The organism is Priestia sp. SB1 (assembly GCF_038898415.1).
Map to the genome: position 1 here is coordinate 857,968 of NZ_JBBJSS010000003.1, position 20,037 is coordinate 878,004.

The 20,037-nt window shown below is 39.1% G+C and carries 19 protein-coding genes; 8 read left to right on the forward strand and 11 right to left on the reverse strand.

The features are described 5' to 3' along the window. The first annotated feature begins 24 nt into the window (after positions 1–24). The 3 genes from WKH56_RS14850 to WKH56_RS14860 all read left to right on the forward strand — a co-directional run bounded on the left by WKH56_RS14850 (position 25) and on the right by WKH56_RS14860 (position 1,738). On the forward strand, positions 25–837 hold the full coding sequence (locus WKH56_RS14850) for a Cof-type HAD-IIB family hydrolase (RefSeq protein ID WP_028412391.1): 813 nt from the start codon (positions 25–27) through the stop codon (positions 835–837). 121 nt (positions 838–958) lie between these two features. Beyond that, a complete protein-coding gene (locus tag WKH56_RS14855; protein ID WP_162200718.1) occupies positions 959–1,108 on the forward strand; it encodes a hypothetical protein in 150 nt (49 codons plus the stop codon). Positions 1,109–1,111: 3 nt separating this feature from the next. Continuing rightward, the gene (locus tag WKH56_RS14860; RefSeq protein WP_099330621.1) at positions 1,112–1,738 is read left to right on the forward strand and encodes a DUF3813 family protein; all 627 of its coding nucleotides are present in this window, start codon (positions 1,112–1,114) and stop codon (positions 1,736–1,738) included. Between the two features lie 37 nt (positions 1,739–1,775). Here WKH56_RS14860 and WKH56_RS14865 read toward each other — a convergent pair whose 3' ends face one another. Continuing rightward, positions 1,776–2,615: a YitT family protein gene (locus WKH56_RS14865; RefSeq protein ID WP_025749916.1), complete on the reverse strand. Its 840-nt coding sequence runs from the start codon at positions 2,613–2,615 to the stop codon at positions 1,776–1,778. A 230-nt stretch (positions 2,616–2,845) separates the two neighbouring features. Here WKH56_RS14865 and WKH56_RS14870 point away from each other — a divergent pair, with 230 nt between their 5' ends. Together WKH56_RS14870 and WKH56_RS14875 are read left to right on the forward strand one after the other, a co-directional pair. Beyond that, positions 2,846–3,706 (forward strand): DegV family protein, encoded by an 861-nt coding sequence (locus WKH56_RS14870; protein WP_028412393.1) that lies wholly within the window; start codon positions 2,846–2,848, stop codon positions 3,704–3,706. 52 nt (positions 3,707–3,758) lie between these two features. After that, a complete protein-coding gene (locus WKH56_RS14875) occupies positions 3,759–3,890 on the forward strand; it encodes a DUF3941 domain-containing protein (protein ID WP_013055378.1) in 132 nt (43 codons plus the stop codon). A gap of 34 nt (positions 3,891–3,924) precedes the next feature. Here WKH56_RS14875 and WKH56_RS14880 read toward each other — a convergent pair whose 3' ends face one another. After that, a complete protein-coding gene (locus WKH56_RS14880; protein ID WP_310884190.1) occupies positions 3,925–4,788 on the reverse strand; it encodes a CvfB family protein in 864 nt (287 codons plus the stop codon). Between the two features lie 255 nt (positions 4,789–5,043). Between WKH56_RS14880 and WKH56_RS14885 the strand changes: the two genes are divergently transcribed. The 3 genes from WKH56_RS14885 to WKH56_RS14895 all read left to right on the forward strand — a co-directional run bounded on the left by WKH56_RS14885 (position 5,044) and on the right by WKH56_RS14895 (position 8,054). Next, a complete protein-coding gene (locus WKH56_RS14885) occupies positions 5,044–5,535 on the forward strand; it encodes a YajQ family cyclic di-GMP-binding protein (protein ID WP_014461618.1) in 492 nt (163 codons plus the stop codon). 138 nt (positions 5,536–5,673) lie between these two features. Next, complete coding sequence (locus WKH56_RS14890; RefSeq protein WP_028412395.1) at positions 5,674–6,537, forward strand: SDR family oxidoreductase; 864 nt, start codon at positions 5,674–5,676, stop codon at positions 6,535–6,537. A gap of 104 nt (positions 6,538–6,641) precedes the next feature. Then, positions 6,642–8,054 (forward strand): sigma-54 interaction domain-containing protein, encoded by a 1,413-nt coding sequence (locus tag WKH56_RS14895; RefSeq protein WP_034267719.1) that lies wholly within the window; start codon positions 6,642–6,644, stop codon positions 8,052–8,054. Positions 8,055–8,081: 27 nt separating this feature from the next. On the opposite strand, the gene WKH56_RS14900 is transcribed toward WKH56_RS14895, so the two are convergent. The 9 genes from WKH56_RS14900 to WKH56_RS14940 all read right to left on the reverse strand — a co-directional run bounded on the left by WKH56_RS14900 (position 8,082) and on the right by WKH56_RS14940 (position 19,998). Next, positions 8,082–9,500, reverse strand: a complete 1,419-nt coding sequence (locus WKH56_RS14900; RefSeq protein ID WP_028412397.1) for an amino acid permease — start codon at positions 9,498–9,500, stop codon at positions 8,082–8,084. Positions 9,501–9,523: 23 nt separating this feature from the next. Next, positions 9,524–11,203 (reverse strand): M20/M25/M40 family metallo-hydrolase, encoded by a 1,680-nt coding sequence (locus WKH56_RS14905; protein ID WP_310884189.1) that lies wholly within the window; start codon positions 11,201–11,203, stop codon positions 9,524–9,526. Between the two features lie 103 nt (positions 11,204–11,306). Then, positions 11,307–12,512, reverse strand: a complete 1,206-nt coding sequence (locus tag WKH56_RS14910) for an ornithine--oxo-acid transaminase (RefSeq protein ID WP_028412399.1) — start codon at positions 12,510–12,512, stop codon at positions 11,307–11,309. A 23-nt stretch (positions 12,513–12,535) separates the two neighbouring features. Then, positions 12,536–14,083: an L-glutamate gamma-semialdehyde dehydrogenase gene (pruA, locus tag WKH56_RS14915; protein WP_310884188.1), complete on the reverse strand. Its 1,548-nt coding sequence runs from the start codon at positions 14,081–14,083 to the stop codon at positions 12,536–12,538. Between the two features lie 345 nt (positions 14,084–14,428). Beyond that, a complete protein-coding gene (locus WKH56_RS14920; RefSeq protein ID WP_028412401.1) occupies positions 14,429–15,463 on the reverse strand; it encodes a LacI family DNA-binding transcriptional regulator in 1,035 nt (344 codons plus the stop codon). A 57-nt stretch (positions 15,464–15,520) separates the two neighbouring features. Next, positions 15,521–17,035, reverse strand: a complete 1,515-nt coding sequence (locus WKH56_RS14925; RefSeq protein WP_310884187.1) for an alpha-amylase family glycosyl hydrolase — start codon at positions 17,033–17,035, stop codon at positions 15,521–15,523. A 149-nt stretch (positions 17,036–17,184) separates the two neighbouring features. Continuing rightward, positions 17,185–18,585, reverse strand: coding sequence for an ammonium transporter (locus WKH56_RS14930; RefSeq protein ID WP_310884186.1), 1,401 nt, complete (start codon positions 18,583–18,585; stop codon positions 17,185–17,187). A gap of 37 nt (positions 18,586–18,622) precedes the next feature. After that, positions 18,623–18,964, reverse strand: a complete 342-nt coding sequence (locus WKH56_RS14935) for a P-II family nitrogen regulator (protein ID WP_310884185.1) — start codon at positions 18,962–18,964, stop codon at positions 18,623–18,625. Positions 18,965–19,149: 185 nt separating this feature from the next. Next, complete coding sequence (locus tag WKH56_RS14940) at positions 19,150–19,998, reverse strand: phytoene/squalene synthase family protein (protein ID WP_034267741.1); 849 nt, start codon at positions 19,996–19,998, stop codon at positions 19,150–19,152. Positions 19,999–20,037: the final 39 nt, after the last annotated feature.

The window sequence follows — 20,037 nt, forward strand, 5'->3', positions numbered from 1 at the left end:
ACTTCAATTTAAAAGGAGCCCTATATGAGAAACGATCAACACTTAATCGCCTTAGATCTGGATGGAACATTGTTAACGAATGAAAAAACCATTTCACCTAAAACAAAACGGGTGTTAGAAAAAGCCAAACAAGATGGACATATTGTAATGATTGCAACTGGAAGACCTTATCGTTCCAGTGCTATGTATTACAGCGAATTAGATTTATCCACGCCTATCGTAAACTTTAACGGAGCGCTTGTCCATCATCCCCTTCAGCCTGATTTTGGCACGCATCACGAACCTTTAAATCGCCGAACTGTTCATGACATTGTGACAGCTATGCAAGACTATCGCATCAACAATATCATGGCAGAAGTACAAGATGATGTGTATCTTCATTTTGAAGATCGAAAATTAATGGATGTACTCAGCCTAGGGGATCCTAAATTACAAACGGGTGATTTGCGTCATACGCTGCAGCACGATCCAACGTCTATTTTAATTCACGCAGATGAAGAACATGTACAAGATATACGCTCTCACCTTTCAGATGTTCATGCAGAAGTACTAGAACATAGACGCTGGGGAGCACCTTGGCATGTCGTTGAAATTGTAAAAAAAGGACTTAATAAAGCTGTAGGTCTTGAGCGCGTAGCTAATCATTATCAAATTCCTCGCGAACGAATTATTGCATTTGGAGATGAAGACAATGATTTTGAAATGATTAAATTTGCAGGACACGGTATCGCCATGGAAAATGGTATTAGCGAATTAAAGCAACTAGCGCGTGAAGTAACAAAATCGAATGAAAATGATGGTATTGCTTATTATTTGGAAAAAACGTTAAATTTATAACTTAGCTTTTTTTGAAAAGCAAGGTAAATTTTTATCGCTATCATTTTTTTTATTTAGCACACACTATAACCGACACTTCTTAAGGTGTCGGTTTTATTTATATTACGAGGAGGAATTTATGATGGGCAGAGGCAATCGATCAAAACGTTTTGTGAAACAAGGTGCAGACGCAGTTCAAAAACATGATGAACGAATTCCTTATCATATGACTATGGCGGAGGCAGAAGCATTTCAAGCTCACCAGCGCCAAACTCCTCATGGAGGACAGTAACTTATGAAAAATTCACTTTTTGGTCAAGTAAAAGATGCGATTCGAAACGCAGTATCCGGTCATTCAGAAGATCAGCTTCATCGTCAAAAGCACGGCAACGGTGAACTTGATATTTCAGAAGGCGTATTAAATAGTATTGCTTCTAACGCTTCTCCTGAGGAGCAAGAGCAGCTGAAGCAATTCCAAAACTCATTGCATCAAGCGTATGATACAGATGGAGAATCACATTCAAAAGAGAAAAGCGCAGACATTACGTCCGATACGCTGTCTCATATCGTTCAGAATGCTTCTTCCGAAGAGAAGGCACAGCTTGAACAGCTTCAAAGCACTTTAGAAGGCGGTCAGTCTCACGCTCACGGTGAAGCTCACACGTCTAGTGAAAACGTGGCAGCTGATATGCTGTCTCATGCACAGCAAAGCGCTTCTCCTGAAGAACAAGCTCAGCTTCAACAGCTTCAGAATACATTGGGAGCTGCTGGTCAAAATCATCAAACGTCTCAGGCTCATACGTCTGCAGCTTCTGATGAAAACATTGCAGCTGATATGCTGTCTCATGCGCAGCAAAATGCTTCTCCTGAAGAACAAGCTCAGCTTCAAGAACTTTCTAATGACTTAAAAGGCACACATTAATAAAAAAGAGTCCAGGTAATGAATACCTGGACTCTTTTTAATCTTTGCGAAACAAACCAAAGATTCCCGTTGTTTGAACTATATTAGTAAATGCCTTAGGATCCACCTCTTTAATTACTCGTTCCAAGTCAAATAATTCATACCTAGTTAAAACAATCATTAGCATTTCTTTATCTTCGTTTGTGAAGCCTCCTTTAGCCGGTACCGCCGTAATCCCTCGCACGAGTTTGGCATGAATCGCCTTTCTTAGCTCCACTCCTTTTTTCGTTACGATCATCGCCGTGAGTTTGACATGACGCGTATGAATAACATCAATGACGCGAGTGGTCGTATAAAGCGTCACAAGAGTATAAAGTGACTTCTCAGCACCATATAAAAGACCTGCTAGCACGATAATAATTGCATTTAATATGAACATATAAGTGCCAATTGGTCGGTCTTTTACTCGGGACAAAATCAGGGCAATGATATCGAGCCCACCAGTTGAAGCTCCAAATTTTAACGTAATTCCTACCCCTACCGCTAAAATAACGCCTCCAAAAACTGCATTAAGGATGATGTCCTTAGAAAGTGCTTGAATAGGAATAATTCCAAGAAACAAAGTTGTTGCAGCAACGCTGATAAAACTGTAAACAGTAAATGACTTCCCCACTTTTTTCCACCCTAAAATAGTTACAGGAATATTTAACAACAACAGCAGCACTCCAGTGGAAATAGTAAAAGGAGTGTAATCTGTCACGATACTCGAAACAAGCTGTGCTACTCCCGTAAAGCCGCTCGAATATACATTAGCAGGTATCAAAAACAAGTTGAGCGCAAGCGCATTCAATAATGCTCCTACTAAGACGACTATCGCTTTTTTTGTTTCAAGCCACATATTCAAATGACCGACCTCCGCTTTTTAAAACTTCTTACTTCCTTATACCCATTTATAAAATGAATAAAGTCAGCATCTTTAAAATAGTTAGTACATATAGTATGTACGATTTGGCAGAATTAAAAAAACTTATTCAAAAATTGTATTTTCCTCCAAGTGCTTATACACTAATACTATGTCGTATATAACGCTTTTCAATGTTTATAAATGCAATTAGGAAGGTGACATTTATGTCAATTAAACTTTTAACCGATAGTGCAAGCGATTTGCCTTTATCCTTTTTTCAAGAAAATAACGTTGGCTTTTTACCGCTTCGCGTAAGCTTGGATAATCAAGAATTTTTAGATCTACAAACGATTGAACCAGCTTCTGTCTACGAAGCCATCCGTAAAGGCAAGATGCCGAAAACGTCTCAAGCGGCTCCAACTACTATGTATGAAGTCTTTGAGAACATAGCTAAATCAGGTGATTCGTGCATTTATTTAGCTTTTTCTTCGGAATTGTCCGGTACATATCAAACAGCAATGATGATTCGAGAAGAACTCCTAGAAAAGTATCCCGATTTCCAATTAGAAATAATCGATACGAAATGTGCATCTCTTGGCCAGGGAGTAGTTACTTATTATGCAGCACAATTATTACACCAAAACCTCTCGCTAGTAGAAATGACAGAAAAAATAAAGCAATACGCTCTGCATATGGAGCATATTTTTACGGTTGATGACTTGGATTTTCTTGCTCAAGGAGGCCGCGTGAGCAAAGCTTCTGCTTTTGTAGGAGGTCTGCTTAATATTAAGCCGCTGCTTCATGTGGAAGATGGAAAATTGATTCCAATCGAAAAAATCCGCGGCCGTAAAAAAGTATTTAAACGCATGCTTGACGTGATGGAAGAGCGAGGAAAAAATCTCTCTTCTCAAACCATTGGAATTAGCCATGGAGATGATTTAGAAACAGCTCTTCAGCTGAAAGAGATGATCCAAGAACGTTTTGGCACCAAACATTTTATTATTAATATTATTGGTGCAGCCATAGGTTCTCATTCTGGCCCAGGGACGATTGCAGTCTTCTTTTTGAACGAAACCATCGAATAATTTAAAGAGGTCAGGGCATTCTAAAGGTACGATCAAAAAGGGGTGTATCACAATGCCAAAAACGAGCGATAACGATAAAAAAGCAAAAGATAATAACGCAAAGCTTCACGAAAAGAATCTGCAAGCTAAGCACAACCGTGAGCTTGGAAAACATTCATTTTCTAAAAAAACTGATCACTTATAAAAAGAAGCCGCTGAATTTTCAGCGGCTTCTCCTTTTAGTTTTCTTCTTTTTTAAAATATGTCCATCCTTCTTCTTGATAAACTTTTCCTTCTTTCATCAATTTACCAAGCGCACGTTTGAACGCAGCTTTACTCATATTAAAGCGCTCACGAATATCTTCTGGATAGCTTTTATCCCAAAATGGCATAACGCCACCGCGGCTTTCCATGTAATCGTATAGTACTTGTGCATCTTCATCCATGCTTTCTTGTTTGCGCGGAAGAAGCGATACGTTTAGCGTTCCATCTTCTTTTACATTAATGACGCGGCCAGTTACATGCGTACCAAGCTTCGGTTCTTTACGTCTCTCGCTTTCGTGAATAAATCCAACATATCCTTCATCTGTCATAATAAATGAACCTACGCGCAGGACACGGTAGATATATCCGCTCACTTCACGATTAAAAAGTTCAGGTGGAGCATCTAAGGCCATTGCTTTCATCACATCGTCTGTAGCAATTTTCCCGTACATTTTACCGCGCTTTGAAATCTTCATCGTACAGTAAACTTTGTTTCCAACTTCTGGCCACAGCTCTTCTAGCGCAGGTAAATCTGTTGAACCAATTAACATATCTTTGTTCATGCCGATATTTACAAACACGCCTAAACCCGGATTAACATCTACGACTTCAACCCACTCATAGACACCTTCTTCAACAAGAGGTAAGTGCATCGTTGCCGTTAAGCGGTCGTGCTGATCAAGGTATAGAAAAACTTCTACTTCTTCTCCTTCAGCAAGTTCTCTTGTTGTTTCATTTTTATGTAGCAAAATTTCTTCTTCACCTTCTGCTAACATATAACCAATCGGCGTTTCCCGGTTTACTGTTAAATACGCTCTCATCCCAGCTTCTACATTCATCGTTCTATCCATCCTTTATATAAATTAGTAGTGATTGTTCCTTCACCACATACCTTCTCACTTTGCATCAAACAGCATTTCAAATTTCAAATCAACTAAAATGCATGCATTGTTTAAAAAAGCTGCTTCTATAGCTTACAACAAAAAGCATAACTTGTATTGTATCAATTACCGGCTCTCTATTCAATATCAGTTGTATACAGTTTGTGTTTTATTTATAATAAAAGAACAAACTCTTTACATATGGAGGTTATTATGGCTAAAGATAGTTCATTTGACGTTGTGTCACAAGTTGATTTATCAGAGGTAACAAACGGCATTACCATGGCAACAAAGGAAATTAAAACCCGCTATGATTTTAAAGGCAGTAAAAGCGAAATCTCGCTCGAAAACGAAGAGCTTGTTCTTATTTCTGATGATGAATTTAAGCTTGAACAGTTAAAAGACGTACTGATTTCTAAGCTCATCAAACGCGGCGTACCTACACGCAATATCTCCTACGGTAAAATCGAAAATGCTTCTGGAGGAACGGTTAGACAGCGCGCTAAGTTAATTCAAGGTATCGACAAAGACAACGCTAAAAAGCTAAATACAATTATTAAAAATACCGGTTTAAAAGTAAAAAGCCAAATTCAAGATGATCAGCTTCGCGTAAGCGGTAAAAATCGTGATGACCTGCAGCAAATTATTTCAGCTATTCGCAGCGCTGATTTACCTATTGACGTACAATTTATTAATTACCGCTAAAAATGGATGCCCCCGGCATTCATTTTTTCTTTTAAAGCCTTTTTTATCCGTTTAGGCTTATCCCTATGCATAGATACACTCTCTTAACAAATACTAGTATACGCTTACATACTCATATTAATTAAGGAGTGTATACTAATGAATCAAAATCAAAAACAAAACTTCCCTCCTCAGCATCAGCAAACTCAGCCAGGTATTGAGAAAGATATGCATCCAGTCCCTACCTCTATCGCTCCAGACTATAAGGCAAGCGGAAAATTACAGAATAAAGTAGCCGTTATCACCGGAGGAGACAGCGGAATTGGACGTTCTGTCGCTTATCATTACGCGAAAGAAGGCGCAAATGTTGTCGTAACCTATCTGAATGAACATGATGATGCAAATGAAACTAAAAAACAAGTTGAACGAATGGGGGCTTCTTGTTTGTTGCTTGCTGGTGACATAGGAGATGAGCATTTTTGTCAAGAAGTCGTCTCAAAGGCCATTCAGACTTTCGGAAAAATAGACATTTTAGTCAATAATGCAGCTGAACAGCATCCTCAAAAAAGCATTACGGATATCACCACTGAACAGCTTACCCGTACGTTTCAAACGAATATTTTTTCAATTTTTCATTTAACCAAAGCTGCATTGCCTCATTTAAAACAAGGAAGCGCGATTATTAACACAACTTCTGTGACAGCTTATCATGGGCATGACCAATTAATTGATTACTCTTCAACCAAGGGTGCTATCGTGGCTTTCACACGTTCTTTGTCAGCTTCACTCGCAACAAAAGGCATTCGCGTAAACGGCGTAGCTCCAGGACCTATTTGGACACCTCTTATTCCGTCTACGTTCGACGAACAGCAAGTTGCAACATTTGGGTCTAACACACCTATGAAACGAGCAGGACAGCCTTCTGAGCTCGGAGCGGCCTATGTATATTTGGCAAGCTCTGATTCTTCTTATATGTCCGGGCAAGTCCTTCACATTAATGGAGGATCCATTGTAAACGGATAACATTTCTCTTCGGTCATTCATTTATTTTTCTATGGAAACACTATCAGAATTCAGCTATTTTTGTTTAAATAGAGATATGAACACCGCTAAAGGAGAGTATTTGAATGACCGATACATTAAGCACTCTTAAACATATATATGAAACCATTTTAAATAAAGTCGATGCCGGTATCCATGCGGTCGACGAAACAGGAAAAACCATTATTTACAATGAAAAGATGACAAAGATGGAGCTGATGGATGAACAAGACGTTTTACATAAAAACTTGTTAGATGTATTTATGTTCAAAGAAAATCAGCAAAGCACGCTTGTACAGGCGCTGCAAAAAGGAAAAGAAACGGTTAACGTCAAGCAAACGTATTTCAACAATCAAGGACAAGAAATCACGACGATTAATAATACCTTCCCTATTTTAAAAAACGGGGCCATTCAAGGAGCGGTTGAAATTGCTCAAGACGTGACGAAACTAGAGCGTCTAATCCGGCAAAACATTAGGCAAAAAGGAAACACACGCTTTACGTTTGATAGCATCATCGGAAGCAGTCAAGCCGTTCACGATGTTATTGAAGACGCTAAGCGCGCCACTAGAACTCCTTCTTATGTCTTAATTATTGGAGAAACAGGCACGGGGAAAGAACTGTTTGCCCAAAGCATACATAATGGCAGCAGCCGCTCTTCCGCTCCTTTTATTTCACAAAACTGCGCTGCGCTACCGGATAATTTAATTGAAAGCCTTTTGTTCGGTACGAAACGCGGAGCTTTTACAGGTGCAATGGATAATCCTGGTCTTTTCGAACAAGCGCAAGGAGGCACATTACTGCTAGATGAAATCAACTCGTTGAATCCAAATCTGCAGGCTAAGCTTCTTCGAGTACTGCAAGAAAAAACCGTACGAAGAATTGGGGATACAGTAGACAAACCGGTGAACGTTCGAGTCATCGCGAACATGAATGAAGACCCAATCGATGCGATTGCAGAAAATCGATTACGTAAAGACTTATATTATCGACTTGGCGTCGTGACGCTTTTTATTCCTCCTCTTCGTGAACGAAAAGAAGATATTATTGAATTAACAAAGTTTTTCATCAAAAAATACAATGATTTGTTTCAGATGAATGTAAAAACCGTAGATCACCAAGTCATGTCTTCTTTTCTCTCTTATGACTGGCCAGGAAACGTACGGGAATTAGAACACATTATTGAAGGTGCAATGAACTTGGTAATGGATGAAGATGTTATTCACTATTCTCACCTTCCTTTTCAATACAGAACAAAGTTCCAGCTAAAGCAGCATGAACATTTTGAAGATAAAACAAGCGGTGAAGCACCCTCTTATCCAAGCGCTTTTCACCCTCCTCTTCCTTTAAAGGAACAGCTGTTAGCGTTTGAAGCAGAATGTATTAAACAAACGCTTGAACAACACAACCACAACATCTCAAAAAGCGCTAAGATACTAGGGCTGACTAGACAAAGCTTGCAGTATCGTATGAAACGATTAAGCATCCGATCTAAATAAAAAAGAAGTGCACTGTGCACTTCTTTTTTATTTTGCTTTATAAACCGGTGAATCCGATTGTTTTTGATTAATATTTTTCTTGATTCCTATGTGATAATACACGTAGAGTACAACAATTAAAGGAACCCCGCAGTAAAGACCAATTCGTTGATCTGGGATAAAAATTAAGCTGATTAATACAAGTCCATACAAACAAAAACCTAGAATAGGCACAAACGGATAAAGCGGCGTTTTAAATTTAAGCTCCTTTACGTCTCCTCCTTCCGCTAAAAAACGACGGCGGAACATAAATTGAGAGGCACAAATGGACATCCAAACAATAATGGTCACCATTCCTGAAATCGAAATAAACCAAAGATATACGGTTTCGGCAGCCACGACGCTTGTAATCAGCGAGCACCCTGAAATAATCATCGTTACAATTAATGCGTTAATTGGAACACCTTTTGAAGACAACTTCTTCAAAGGTTTTGGTCCCATATTATTGTTTGACAGTGACCAAAGCATACGAGAAGCAGCGTAGACCCCGGAGTTCGCCACGGATAACACAGCTGTTAAAATGACAAAGTTCATGATATCCGCTGCATATGGAATGCCAATTTGATCTAATACGGCCACAAACGGACTTTCAATAACTCCCGCTGTTTTATATGGAAGAATAGAGACTAACACAAACATAGCTAACACAAAGAAAAACAGCGTTCTCCAAATGACGTTTCGAATGGATCTCGGCAACGTTTTCTCAGGGCTTTCACTTTCTCCTGCTGCAATGCCGACAAGCTCCGTTCCTTGAAACGAAAAGTTAACCGTTACTAAAGTTAATAGAACTGCCAGTATCCCATTTGGAAAAAGACCTGCGCCTTGGGTAAAATGCGAAAGAAACGGTGCGGATTCTCCTCCTTTAAAGTCGATAAAACCAAAAACAGCAGCTCCTCCAATTAAAATAAATAGAATGATAGCGGTAACTTTAATGCTCGAAAACCAAAATTCAGTTTCAGCATAGCTTCGAGCGGAAAGAGCGTTAATTAAAAACGTAATGACGCCAAAAATTAAGCACCATGACCATACAGGTACATCAGGAAACCACCTTTGCATTAAAATTCCTGCTGACGTAAATTCAAGCCCTGTCGTATTTGCCCAGCTAAACCAGTATAGCCATCCAATCATAAAGCCAGTAGAAGGTCCTAAAAATCTTGTAGCGTATTCTTGAAAGGAGCCTGAAACCGGCATGGCTACGGCTAGCTCTCCTAAACAAAGCATAACTAAGTACATGAGAAAGCCGCCTATTATATAAGCAAGAATGGCTCCTCCAGGGCCTGCCTGGCTAATAGTAAAACCCGAACCTAAAAATAGTCCTGTCCCAATCACGCCTCCTAACGCAATCATAAATAAATGTCTGCTTTTCATTGTTCTCTGTAATTGGTTTTGTTCTGTATGTCTATTCATCGGTACCTCCATTCTTCATTTTCTTATATGGTGTTTGTACAAGCATGACCACTTTTTAATATATGAAGAGTTGTTTCTTGAATCAGCTTAGGAAGGACGCCGAACGAATAAGGCTTGTACACTCGCTCTGTCCACTTATGGCCGTCTTTTCCATATACCCCCATATTAATGGACGGAATATTTAACTCTCGAATTTCACGGAAAGGAATCGCACCTGCAATACCCCACCCCGGAAAGTTACGTGTAAAAGCATCAATTTCCTCATCTGTCTCGTGAAGAGATAAAAAACTGCCATCCGCTAGATAGGGGAAGAATTTTTTAAATTGAAACGTCTCTCCCGTCTGGTTTCCAACCTTCTCCACCGCCGCTTGTAAGGTATAAAGAAGCTGCTGATCTCTGCTTTCGTCTTTCTTCAAGTGATTATGAGGCAAGTAAGGCGGTGCAAAAAAGACAATTACACGCGGACTTTGATGCGGATCTAGCTTTTGAAGTTCTTCGATTACTTTAAAGCATCTTGTTCTAAGTTCTAAATGCGCATACTGTTCGAAAGCTCGTTCAATACAACCATGAGTATTTATTCCTTTTTGATCTAATTCTTCCAGGTAATCTTCCAAACTCACAACATCCACTTTCCAAGACAAGTTTCGCTTTGGTAAATTCGTTCTTCGAACAAAAAGTTCGTAATAATCAGAAAGTTTTTTCTCTACTTTTTCACATGCTTCGATTGATAATCCAATTAATTGACTCATCACTTCTTTTGCCGTTCGTTCATAGATGAAATAGTTAAAATACAAATGACTGCTTACAGCGGTTTGCACATTATAAGCCTCTTTATTATCTCGTTGATACAGACAGGAAGGTGGCAGTACCAGCTCTCCTTCAATATTTTCAGCTAGATTAATATTGTTATGGATGCTTCCCGTAATCTCAGATGCAATCAAATTAGGATCTATACCAGCAAGCGTATCTCCTACGTGTACCTCCCTTCCGTAAATATAAAAACATGGAAGCAGTTTCCCAGCAGCTCCTGTATAAATATAGCGCGTGGAATCTCCATCGTAAAGAGGTGTAATAAAGTCGGTATTAATCGCTGCTACATATGAAAGATTTTTCTCTTTTTTCAAACGGTTCAGTTCAGAAACAGCAGAAATAATTCCAGCATGCTGACTTTCCTCATCTGGGTTGACCATAAAAAGGACGTTTCCTTCTAATTGATTTGGATGCTTAGTAAAATGCAGCACATTGGCTAAGTGTACAGCAATTCCACTCTGCATATCAACGCTTCCTCTTCCGAACATCCATTCACCTGATTGAGCATCTCGCTGTACATCTTCATTAATGTTATGCATAGAGAAATAGCGCTGAAGCGCTTCTGGATCTAACGCTATATCTTTTAATGAACCAAAATCTTCAATGCCAACCGTATCTAAGTGAGCGTGATAAATAATTGTTTGAGCATTTTTTTTGCTGCCTTGAATAAAAGCAAATACATTTTTTCTGCCTAGCGTATCGCCATTAATTTTCTGTTCCCAGACGTGAAGCGGATTGTCTTTGAAATAAGGAAAACTTTGAAGCGTATTTTTAATAAAATCAGCAATCTTTACTTCGCCGCTTGTCCCATTGATACTTTTGATTTTCACTAACGCTTGTGTTAAACATTCAACTTGCTCTTCAATGCTTAGCCGTGAGAGTTGGGTATACACTTCTATTCCTCCTGCCTATCAAATAAAAACTTCATTTAGCTGCATATGAATAAAAGTAGTACGATATATACATATCGTACTACTTTTATTTATTTTAAACCGATTACTCAGCAAATACTTTTTCAATTCGTTCAATTGCCCAGTCTAACTCTTCTTTTGAAATCGTTAACGGCGGAGCAAAACGAATAACCGTACTGTGCGTTTCTTTACAAAGCAAACCTTGGTCTTTTAATTTTTCACAATAAGGACGAGCCTCTTCGTGTAATTCTACCCCGATGAATAGACCGCGGCCGCGCACTTCTTTCACAACTGGATTGCTTAAGCTTTGGAGCTTCTGTTTGAAATAAGAACCTAATTCTAATGAACGCGCTGGAAGTTCCTCGTCTTCAATTACTTCCAAAGCAGCTAATGATACGGCACAAGCAAGCGGGTTTCCGCCAAACGTTGAACCATGAGAACCAGGGTTAAAGACACTTAAAATGTCTTCGTTAGCAACTACGCAAGAGATAGGGAAAACTCCTCCTCCAAGCGCTTTACCTAAAATCAGCATATCTGGTTCTACGCCTTCCCAATCACAAGCAAACATTTTGCCTGTACGCGCTAAGCCGACTTGGATTTCGTCCGCAATAAATAACACATTATGTTCTTTACATAAGTCAGCTGCAGCTTTTAAGAAGCCTTCTGGAGGTAAAACGATACCTGCTTCGCCTTGAATTGGCTCAATTAAAAATGCGGCCGTATTTGGTGTAATAGCGGCTTTTAACGCTTCTAAATCACCGTAAGGAATCGTTTGAAGCCCTGGAAGCATCGGTCCAAAACCACGTTGATATTCTGCTTCGGATGATAATGAAACAGCTGTCATTGTACGACCGTGGAAGTTGCCCACACATGCGATGATTTGTGCTTGATTTTCAGCAACACCTTTCACATCGTAAGCCCAGCGGCGTGCAGCTTTAATGGCTGTTTCAACCGCTTCTGCTCCCGTATTCATTGGAAGAGCCATATTTTTATTTGTTAATTTACAAATCTTTTCATACCATGGACCAAGCTGATCATTATGAAACGCTCGTGACGTTAACGTTACTTTATCAGCTTGACGTTTTAATGCTTCAATAATTTTCGGATGACGATGTCCTTGGTTAACAGCGGAATACGCGCTTAGCATATCCATATATTTATTATTTTCTGGATCGTGTACCCATACGCCTTCTGCTTTTTCAATTACAATCGGCAGCGGATGATAGTTATGTGCCCCAAACTTTTCTGTTTGCTCAATAATTTTCACCGTTTTTTGTGTTTCAGTTGTCATATTTATTCCTCCTTATTTTCCAATTAGAATGTTTCAGATGTTGTTTTTGCTTGCATGTGAAGAACTAGATAATCCGGTCCCCCTGCTTTTGAATCCGTTCCTGACATATTAAATCCGCCAAAAGGCTGGTACCCTACAATCGCTCCTGTACATCCTCTGTTAAAATACAGGTTTCCAACATGGAACTCTTCACGGGCGCGTTCAATATGCTCGCGGTTATTTGATAATAAAGCGCCTGTTAATGCATATTCTGTATTGTTTGCAATCTCCATCATATGATCAAAATCTCGTGCTTTAGAGAATGCTACTACCGGACCAAAAATTTCTTCTTGCATGAGACGAGCTTTTTCATCTACATCCGCAAAAATAGTTGGCTGAATAAAGTATCCAGTTGAATTGTCTGCTTCTCCTCCCGCAACGAGACGCCCTTCTTCTTTTCCAATTTCAATATACGACAATACTTTATTGTACGAAGCCTCGTGAATAACAGGTCCCATATAAGTCGAAACTTCTTCCGGGTTGCCAACAGTTAATGTTTTTGTTAGCGCAACTGCTTTTTCAAGCACTTCATCATATACATCTTGATGCACAACAGCACGAGAACCTGCGGAGCACTTTTGCCCTGCAAAACCAAATGCAGAATATACGATTGAAGAAGCTGCTAAATCAAGATCAGCATCTTTGTCTACAACCACCGTGTCTTTTCCGCCCATTTCAGCTATAACACGTTTTAGCCATTTTTGCCCCGGCTGTACTTTTGCTGCTCTTTCGTAAATGCGGCAACCCACTGCACGCGAGCCGGTAAATGAAACAAAGCGTGTTTTTGGATGTTCCACTAAGTAGTCACCAATTTCAGGTGTAGCACCAGGAATAAAGTTTAATACGCCTTTTGGTAATCCTGCTTCTTCCATTACTTCTACAAATTTCGCTGCTACTACAGGAGTGGCATCAGCTGGTTTTAATAAAATCGTATTTCCGGTTACAATAGCTGCTACTGCGGTTCCAGCCATAATAGCTAACGGGAAGTTAAATGGTGAAATAATAATACCTACGCCAAGCGGAATATAATTGTACTGATTATACTCACCGTCTCGGCTCTGTACTGGGGAACCGTCTTTTAATGTCAGGACTTGACGTGCATAGTACTCTAAAAAATCAATTGCTTCTGCTGTATCAGCATCTGCTTCGTTCCAAGGCTTTCCTGCTTCTTTTACAAGATAACTAGAAAATTCATGCTTTCTTCGACGAATGATGGCCGCTGCGCGGAAAAGAATTTCTGCTCGGTGTTCTACTTTCCACTTTTTCCACGTTTCAAAAGCTTTTAGAGCTGACTGCATTGCTTGCTCTGCTAGATCTCTATTTACTGTAGATACATATCCAATTACTTCTTTTATGTTTGCTGGGTTAACAGACGTAATTTTCTCTTCGGTCTCCACTTTTTCACCGTTGATTACAAGTGGATACGTCTTGCCAAGCTGTGTATTCACATATGTTAATGCTTCTTGAAATGCCTGTTTATTGTTTTCGTCCTTAAAATTTGTAAATGGTTCATGAGAATAAGAAACTACCATGATATATGCCTCCTAGTATGCAAATCTTTGTTTACTTTATAGTTATGCAAATAGCGTGCCAACTTTTAATAAAACTTTACAGCCTCTTTATCATCAAGGCTTTCACTACTTATATCATTCTTTCTTTTTGATAAAAGAAAAAATAATTGGCATATGTATATTTTTTTGGCGCTTAAAATGCCAATTTTTTTTGCGCAAAGAGGATGTTGTGACATACCTAAATCAATTCAATCTAAAAACGAAAAAATCCGAACGAGTTTGATTCTCCATCAAGAATCAAACTCGTTCGGATCTTCCTTCAACTACACTACTTTTGTCTCAGCCTCTTTCCATTTGTGTATTACGTTATCTTTTCGTCATTTGAATGGTTTTGCAGGACTGTCTTTTAATCATTTTGTGAGGAACGCGCACTTGTTCTGCAACAGCATATGGCGTTTCAATCTGCTTAATCAAGCAGCTTACAGCCTGATAACCAAGTTCAAAAATATTAATATCAATTGATGTAAGAGCTGGTCTAGCCATTTCAGCGATTAAGACATTATTAAAACTGACAATAGAGATGTCTTCAGGAACCGAAATTCCCATTTCATCCAATGTATTTAAAACACCTAATGCCATTAAGTCATCTGCTACTACTAGAGCCGTTGGACGTTCTTTTAGAGATAAAAGTTCGCAAACAGCTTCTTTTCCTCCCTTCTGTAGAAATTCTTCATGAATCACATACTCATCCCGGTAAGGAATGTTTGCTTTTTGAATCGCTTTATCATAGCCTGTTAAACGGTCAATGGTAACGACTAATTCAAGACTTCCACCAATAAAAGCAATACGCTCATGACCAGATTCAATTAAATATTCCGTCGCTTCTTTTCCAGCTTTAAAATTGTCGTTATCAACAAACGTGATGCTTTCACTATGCTTAAACGGCTTTCCAATAACTACAAACGGAACGCTCTGTTCTTGCAAATAAGAAAGCACTTGATCATCAACTTTGGAGTACAGCAAAATTAATCCATCCACTCGTCTTCCCTGTACCATTTGAACAACTTCTGCAAAAATCTCTTCTTCCGTTTCTCCAGTTGACATATAAATCGCTCTTTTGTTTTCGTGAGCTCCGGTGCTGATTCCTCTTAGCACTTCTGGGAAGAATGGATTTTGAAACACCTTGTCTGCTGAGCTCGGCATCACTAGGCCGACTGCCTCTGTCGTTTGATTTGCTAGACTTCGCGCAATAATATTTGGGTGATAACCAAGTTCTTTCATAGCCGATCGCACGCGCTGTTTTGTTTTTTCACTAATTCTTGAGCTGTCTGCAATGACGCGAGATACCGTCGAAGGGGCTACATTTGCTAAATTTGCCACATCTTTTATTGTTACACCCATAATTCCACCTCTTAATTATGTTTTCTTCATTACTACTTATCCAATATAGTTTGACAACTACGACGCGCTGTCCTTTTTATGAGATTGAGAAATTTTCTTTTCTTTTCTTCTTTTTGACGATGCTTTGTACAAAAAGATGCCAAATCCCGTATAAACAGCGGCAACCGCTGCGATATATCCTATATTGAGCCCTGACTTTTTCACTACTTTATATACATTTGTCGTCTCAGGCTCCAATGAAATGTTGTATGCATCGTCAACTGGTCGTATAATTCCTTCCGTTATTAACCCTCTTAGTTCATTTTCTTTTCCAACTTTTTTAAGCGGGACATTAATGGCTGACGTTTCCTTTGTATTATTAATCACCACAAACGTCGTTTCGTCCTTATACCTTCTCTTGTATACGGCCACACCTTTTTGCTCAGACACAATGGTAAAGCTTCCTTTTCGAAGAGAAGGCGATTTCGCTCTAAGTTCAGCCAGTTTTTTTAAATGATCTATAATATCGGGATTAGCTAAAAAATTCATCATGCCATAATTTTCTGCTCCCTTTCCCCCATTCAGCGCAATTTCTGTTCCATAAAAAACGATTGGTACACTCGGCGAAGTATAAAGGTAGGAAAGCCCTTGCTTTGTTCGGGCTCCAGGATGGTTTTCACTCTTTAATGCTTTTGCTGTAAAACGTGTGCTATGAACATCATCTAAAAAATTGGCTAAAGGCAAATTACTTCCTTTTTCCCACTTGTCATACAACATTTTCTGCGGACGATTAGTACCGCTAAACGTAGCAGCAGTGGCTTCGGCTAGCGTTCTATCTACAAGCAAATCCATTCCTAATGAATCAGCCAGCTCACTTTTTTTTAATGAATGCCCGTTTATTTCTCCTATTAATAGAAAGGAAGGATCCATGCTTTTTAACGTCTGAGAAAAAGATGAAATAAATGCAGAAGGAGCTTGATCGATATCTTTAACGTAATATCCGTCAATATCTGTTTGTTTGCTCCACCAGGCAGCATTTTTAATAAGGTATTTCTGCACGGCGCTTTCTTTTAAGTTAAGGTGAGGCAATGCTTTAATTACTTCGTTATCCGTACCGGATTCATTACTTACCCATGTTTGTTTTCCTTTATCTGCTATCCAGGTATGATTGTTACTGATTGTCAAAGGAAATTCGACCATAATTTTTATATTGCGCTCATGTGCTTTTTTCACAAGATTTCGTAAGTCTTTTAACGTTCCAAAATGATCGTCTATTTTATAATGGTCGGTCACCGCATATCCATGATAGCCTGTCTCATCATTTTCCATAAAAGGAGTCAATAAAACAGCGGTAAATCCCATCTCTTGAATATAGTCTAACTTTTGTGCTACTCCCTGTAAATCGCCTCCATAATAGGCATCTGAGCGTTCATAGTTAACATTTCGATCATTCTGTTCACTTCCGTTATAAAAACGGTTAATCATCAATGAGTATATCACCTCATCACGTATATCTTTATGATCTTGCGCTGAGGCGCTGCTTCCAAAAAGCAATAATAGTATAAGTAGCATACTTGTCCTTTTCCATTTCATCTATTCCCCTCCTATAGACGAACTGTTTCAAACTCACTTTTGTTTCCATTATAACGTTAACGCTTACATTATTGTTAAATAAGTTGATAAAAACAAAAAAAGTGATTAAAAGTTTTTACTTTTAATCACTTTTTTCTATCTATATACTGCTATATCGTCTCATTTACGTTCGATATATGAGGTTTAGCCGATACTTTACCCACTTTATTTAATCGATCAATCAATCCAACACCAAATTCAGGATGAAGATTGCCGTCTCCTGTCGCTACAAAACTTTCACGAAATTCGTATGCGGATGAACCGTGTTCAGCAAAATCTAAACCAGCAATTTCTTCTTCGCTTGATACTCGAATGGAAGAAAAACGCGTGAGAACAAATAAGAATAACCCAACCGTTCCAATTGTCCAACCCATCACAGCTATAATTCCAAGAGCTTGAATACCTAATAGCTGTACGCCGCCACCATAAAATAAACCGTTAGCTGTATCAAACAGCCCCACTGCTAACGTCCCCCAAATACCGCAAATTCCATGAACAGTAATAGCGCCAACTGGATCGTCTAACTTCATTTTGCTATCGATAAAATGCACAGCTTCTACTAGAAAAATTCCTGCAATCAGCCCAATGACGATCGCACCCGGGATCGATACGTTTGCTGTTCCAGCTGTAATCCCTACAAGTCCAGCTAAGGCACCGTTTAATGTTAAGCTAGCGTCAATACGTTTGTAGCGAAACTTTGTGTATAAAGCAGAAGACAGGACTCCGCATGACCCAGACATTAATGTTGTTGCAATGATTCCCGAGACAAGAGCAGGATCGGCTGCTAATGTACTTCCTCCATTAAATCCAAACCAGCCAAACCAGAGGATAAATACACCTAATGCGCCAAGCGGAATGTTATGCCCTTGAATAGCATTGACTTTTCCATCGCTTCCATACTTTCCTAGACGTGCTCCCAGAAAAGTAACTGCTACAGCCGCACCAAGAGCCCCAGTCAAATGAACAACTGTCGATCCTGCAAAATCTACGAAGCCTAGTTTGGACAACCACCCTCCTCCCCATATCCAGTGACCTACAACTGGATAAATCACAGCTACCATCGCAATCGTGAGCATCATATAGCTGGATAGTTTCATACGTTCCGCTACCGCTCCTGAAATAATCGTAGCGCACGTTGCTGCGAAAACAATTTGGAAGACAAAAAAGCTCATTTGATCGCTTTCTCCATTTAAAAAGAAACCGCTTGAACCGATAAACCCTCCTTTTGAATTTCCAAACATAAGGGCAAAACCAATCACAAAATACAATACGGAAGATACAGCTACCGTTAGCATATTTTTCATTAAGATATTAAGCGAATTTTTCGAACGAGTGAAGCCTGTTTCAACCATCGCAAACCCTGCGTGCATTAAAAACACAAGCACTGCCCCAAACATTACCCACATCATGTCAATTGATGCACTGACTGATTCGACAGTTGGATCAGCTGCATTAATGCGTGTTGCCGCCAACAAACTAATAAACAAAACCGCACTAATTTTCTTTTTCAACGCTTAACTCCCCCTCTATTAAAATAACACTCTCTTTTTATAAAATAGCCTCTACACCTGCTTCTCCTGTTCTAATTCGTACAGCATTCTCTACCGGATAGACAAAAACTTTTCCGTCGCCTATTTGGTTCGTAGAACAAATTGATTGAATGATCTTAATGACTTCATCAACTTGTTCTGCTTCTAAAATCATTTCTACCTTGACTTTAGGTACTAGTTTGATTTCAAAACTTTGTCCCCTGAACAGTCCCTGCTCTCCTTTTTGCTGACCGCAGCCTGCCACTTCTGAGACTGTTAATCCGTTTATTCCTACTTCCTCTAATTTTACGCGCAGTGCTTGAAATTTTTCTGGACGAATGATAGCTTCCACTTTTTTCATTGTAACCCCTCTTTCGTGTTAGTTTTATTAACATTTAATGTTATATATATTATCATATAGATAATTTTCTGAATATCCAAGTTAATATGTGATAAAAATGAGACTTTTTTCTTATTTACATAATAGTTAACGCTTTCGTATCTCTTCAAAAAAAAGTAACGCAAAGGAAAAGTAGCTCCTTTGCGTTACCCCGTAGAAATAGATGTCATAATTTGCTTTTTTACTTGACTTGTGACAAAATGCTTTTCTGTAAATACTTCATAATGTTCTTTTCGAATTTTATCAAGAATTGCTCGGTATAAATGCGCCGCTCCTGTAAGAGGTAAACGAGAAGCCACGGGATATTTATGAATCGACTGAAGCCCTTTTATATAATACATTTCTGCTTCTTTGGCCAGGTGCTCCCACATTTCTATAAATTCAGAAGTGACCCACCGGTTCTCTAATAGCGTGCGCGTATATCCGTAAGAATTCATAAGGTCTTTCGGTAAATAAATGCGCCCTCGCTCTAAGTCTTCCCCCACGTCTCTTAAAATGTTGGTCAGCTGCATCGCAATGCCTAACGCAACTGCTTCTTCTTCTAATTCTTTATGAGTAGTTGGAGCTAAAATCGGTAAAAGCATTAACCCTACCGTACTCGCTACATGATAGGAGTATGTTTTCACTTCATCAAGCGTATCGTATTCTTTTTTTACTAAATCCATTCGCTGACCGGTAATCATATCGTCAAATGCTTGAACATTCATTTCATATTGTTCAAATACATTGCGCAGAGCTACCCACATGGCGCTTTCGTTTAATAGTTCTCCATTTTTAAACCGAGCAAATTCTCCTTCGAATTGCTGCAGCTCTATTTCAGGATTACTTCCTTCATCTACAATATCATCGACTTGACGGCAAAATGCATATACCGCCCATACTGCCTTTCTTTGTTTTGACGGCAGCATGGAAAAAGCTTTGTAAAACGTTTTTGAGTTTTCTTTAATAATTTCTTCACACTGAGTGTACGCTTTGTCTAACGAAATGTTCATCATATAGGACCCCTTTCTCTATTAAAGGATAAACCATCATTT

Excerpts from the sequence above, each read along its gene's own strand:
- WKH56_RS14850 (WP_028412391.1), top strand. The coding sequence starts at position 25 with ATGAGAAACGATCAACACTTAATCGCCTTAGATCTGGATGGAACATTG.
- WKH56_RS14855 (WP_162200718.1), top strand. The coding sequence starts at position 959 with ATGGGCAGAGGCAATCGATCAAAACGTTTTGTGAAACAAGGTGCAGAC.
- WKH56_RS14860 (WP_099330621.1), top strand. The coding sequence starts at position 1,112 with ATGAAAAATTCACTTTTTGGTCAAGTAAAAGATGCGATTCGAAACGCA.
- WKH56_RS14865 (WP_025749916.1), bottom strand. The coding sequence starts at position 2,615 with ATGTGGCTTGAAACAAAAAAAGCGATAGTCGTCTTAGTAGGAGCATTA.
- WKH56_RS14870 (WP_028412393.1), top strand. The coding sequence starts at position 2,846 with ATGTCAATTAAACTTTTAACCGATAGTGCAAGCGATTTGCCTTTATCC.
- WKH56_RS14875 (WP_013055378.1), top strand. The coding sequence starts at position 3,759 with ATGCCAAAAACGAGCGATAACGATAAAAAAGCAAAAGATAATAACGCA.
- WKH56_RS14880 (WP_310884190.1), bottom strand. The coding sequence starts at position 4,788 with ATGAATGTAGAAGCTGGGATGAGAGCGTATTTAACAGTAAACCGGGAA.
- WKH56_RS14885 (WP_014461618.1), top strand. The coding sequence starts at position 5,044 with ATGGCTAAAGATAGTTCATTTGACGTTGTGTCACAAGTTGATTTATCA.
- WKH56_RS14890 (WP_028412395.1), top strand. The coding sequence starts at position 5,674 with ATGAATCAAAATCAAAAACAAAACTTCCCTCCTCAGCATCAGCAAACT.
- WKH56_RS14895 (WP_034267719.1), top strand. The coding sequence starts at position 6,642 with ATGACCGATACATTAAGCACTCTTAAACATATATATGAAACCATTTTA.
- WKH56_RS14900 (WP_028412397.1), bottom strand. The coding sequence starts at position 9,500 with ATGAATAGACATACAGAACAAAACCAATTACAGAGAACAATGAAAAGC.
- WKH56_RS14910 (WP_028412399.1), bottom strand. The coding sequence starts at position 12,512 with ATGACAACTGAAACACAAAAAACGGTGAAAATTATTGAGCAAACAGAA.
- pruA (WP_310884188.1), bottom strand. The coding sequence starts at position 14,083 with ATGGTAGTTTCTTATTCTCATGAACCATTTACAAATTTTAAGGACGAA.
- WKH56_RS14920 (WP_028412401.1), bottom strand. The coding sequence starts at position 15,463 with ATGGGTGTAACAATAAAAGATGTGGCAAATTTAGCAAATGTAGCCCCT.
- WKH56_RS14925 (WP_310884187.1), bottom strand. The coding sequence starts at position 17,035 with ATGAAATGGAAAAGGACAAGTATGCTACTTATACTATTATTGCTTTTT.
- WKH56_RS14935 (WP_310884185.1), bottom strand. The coding sequence starts at position 18,964 with ATGAAAAAAGTGGAAGCTATCATTCGTCCAGAAAAATTTCAAGCACTG.
- WKH56_RS14940 (WP_034267741.1), bottom strand. The coding sequence starts at position 19,998 with ATGATGAACATTTCGTTAGACAAAGCGTACACTCAGTGTGAAGAAATT.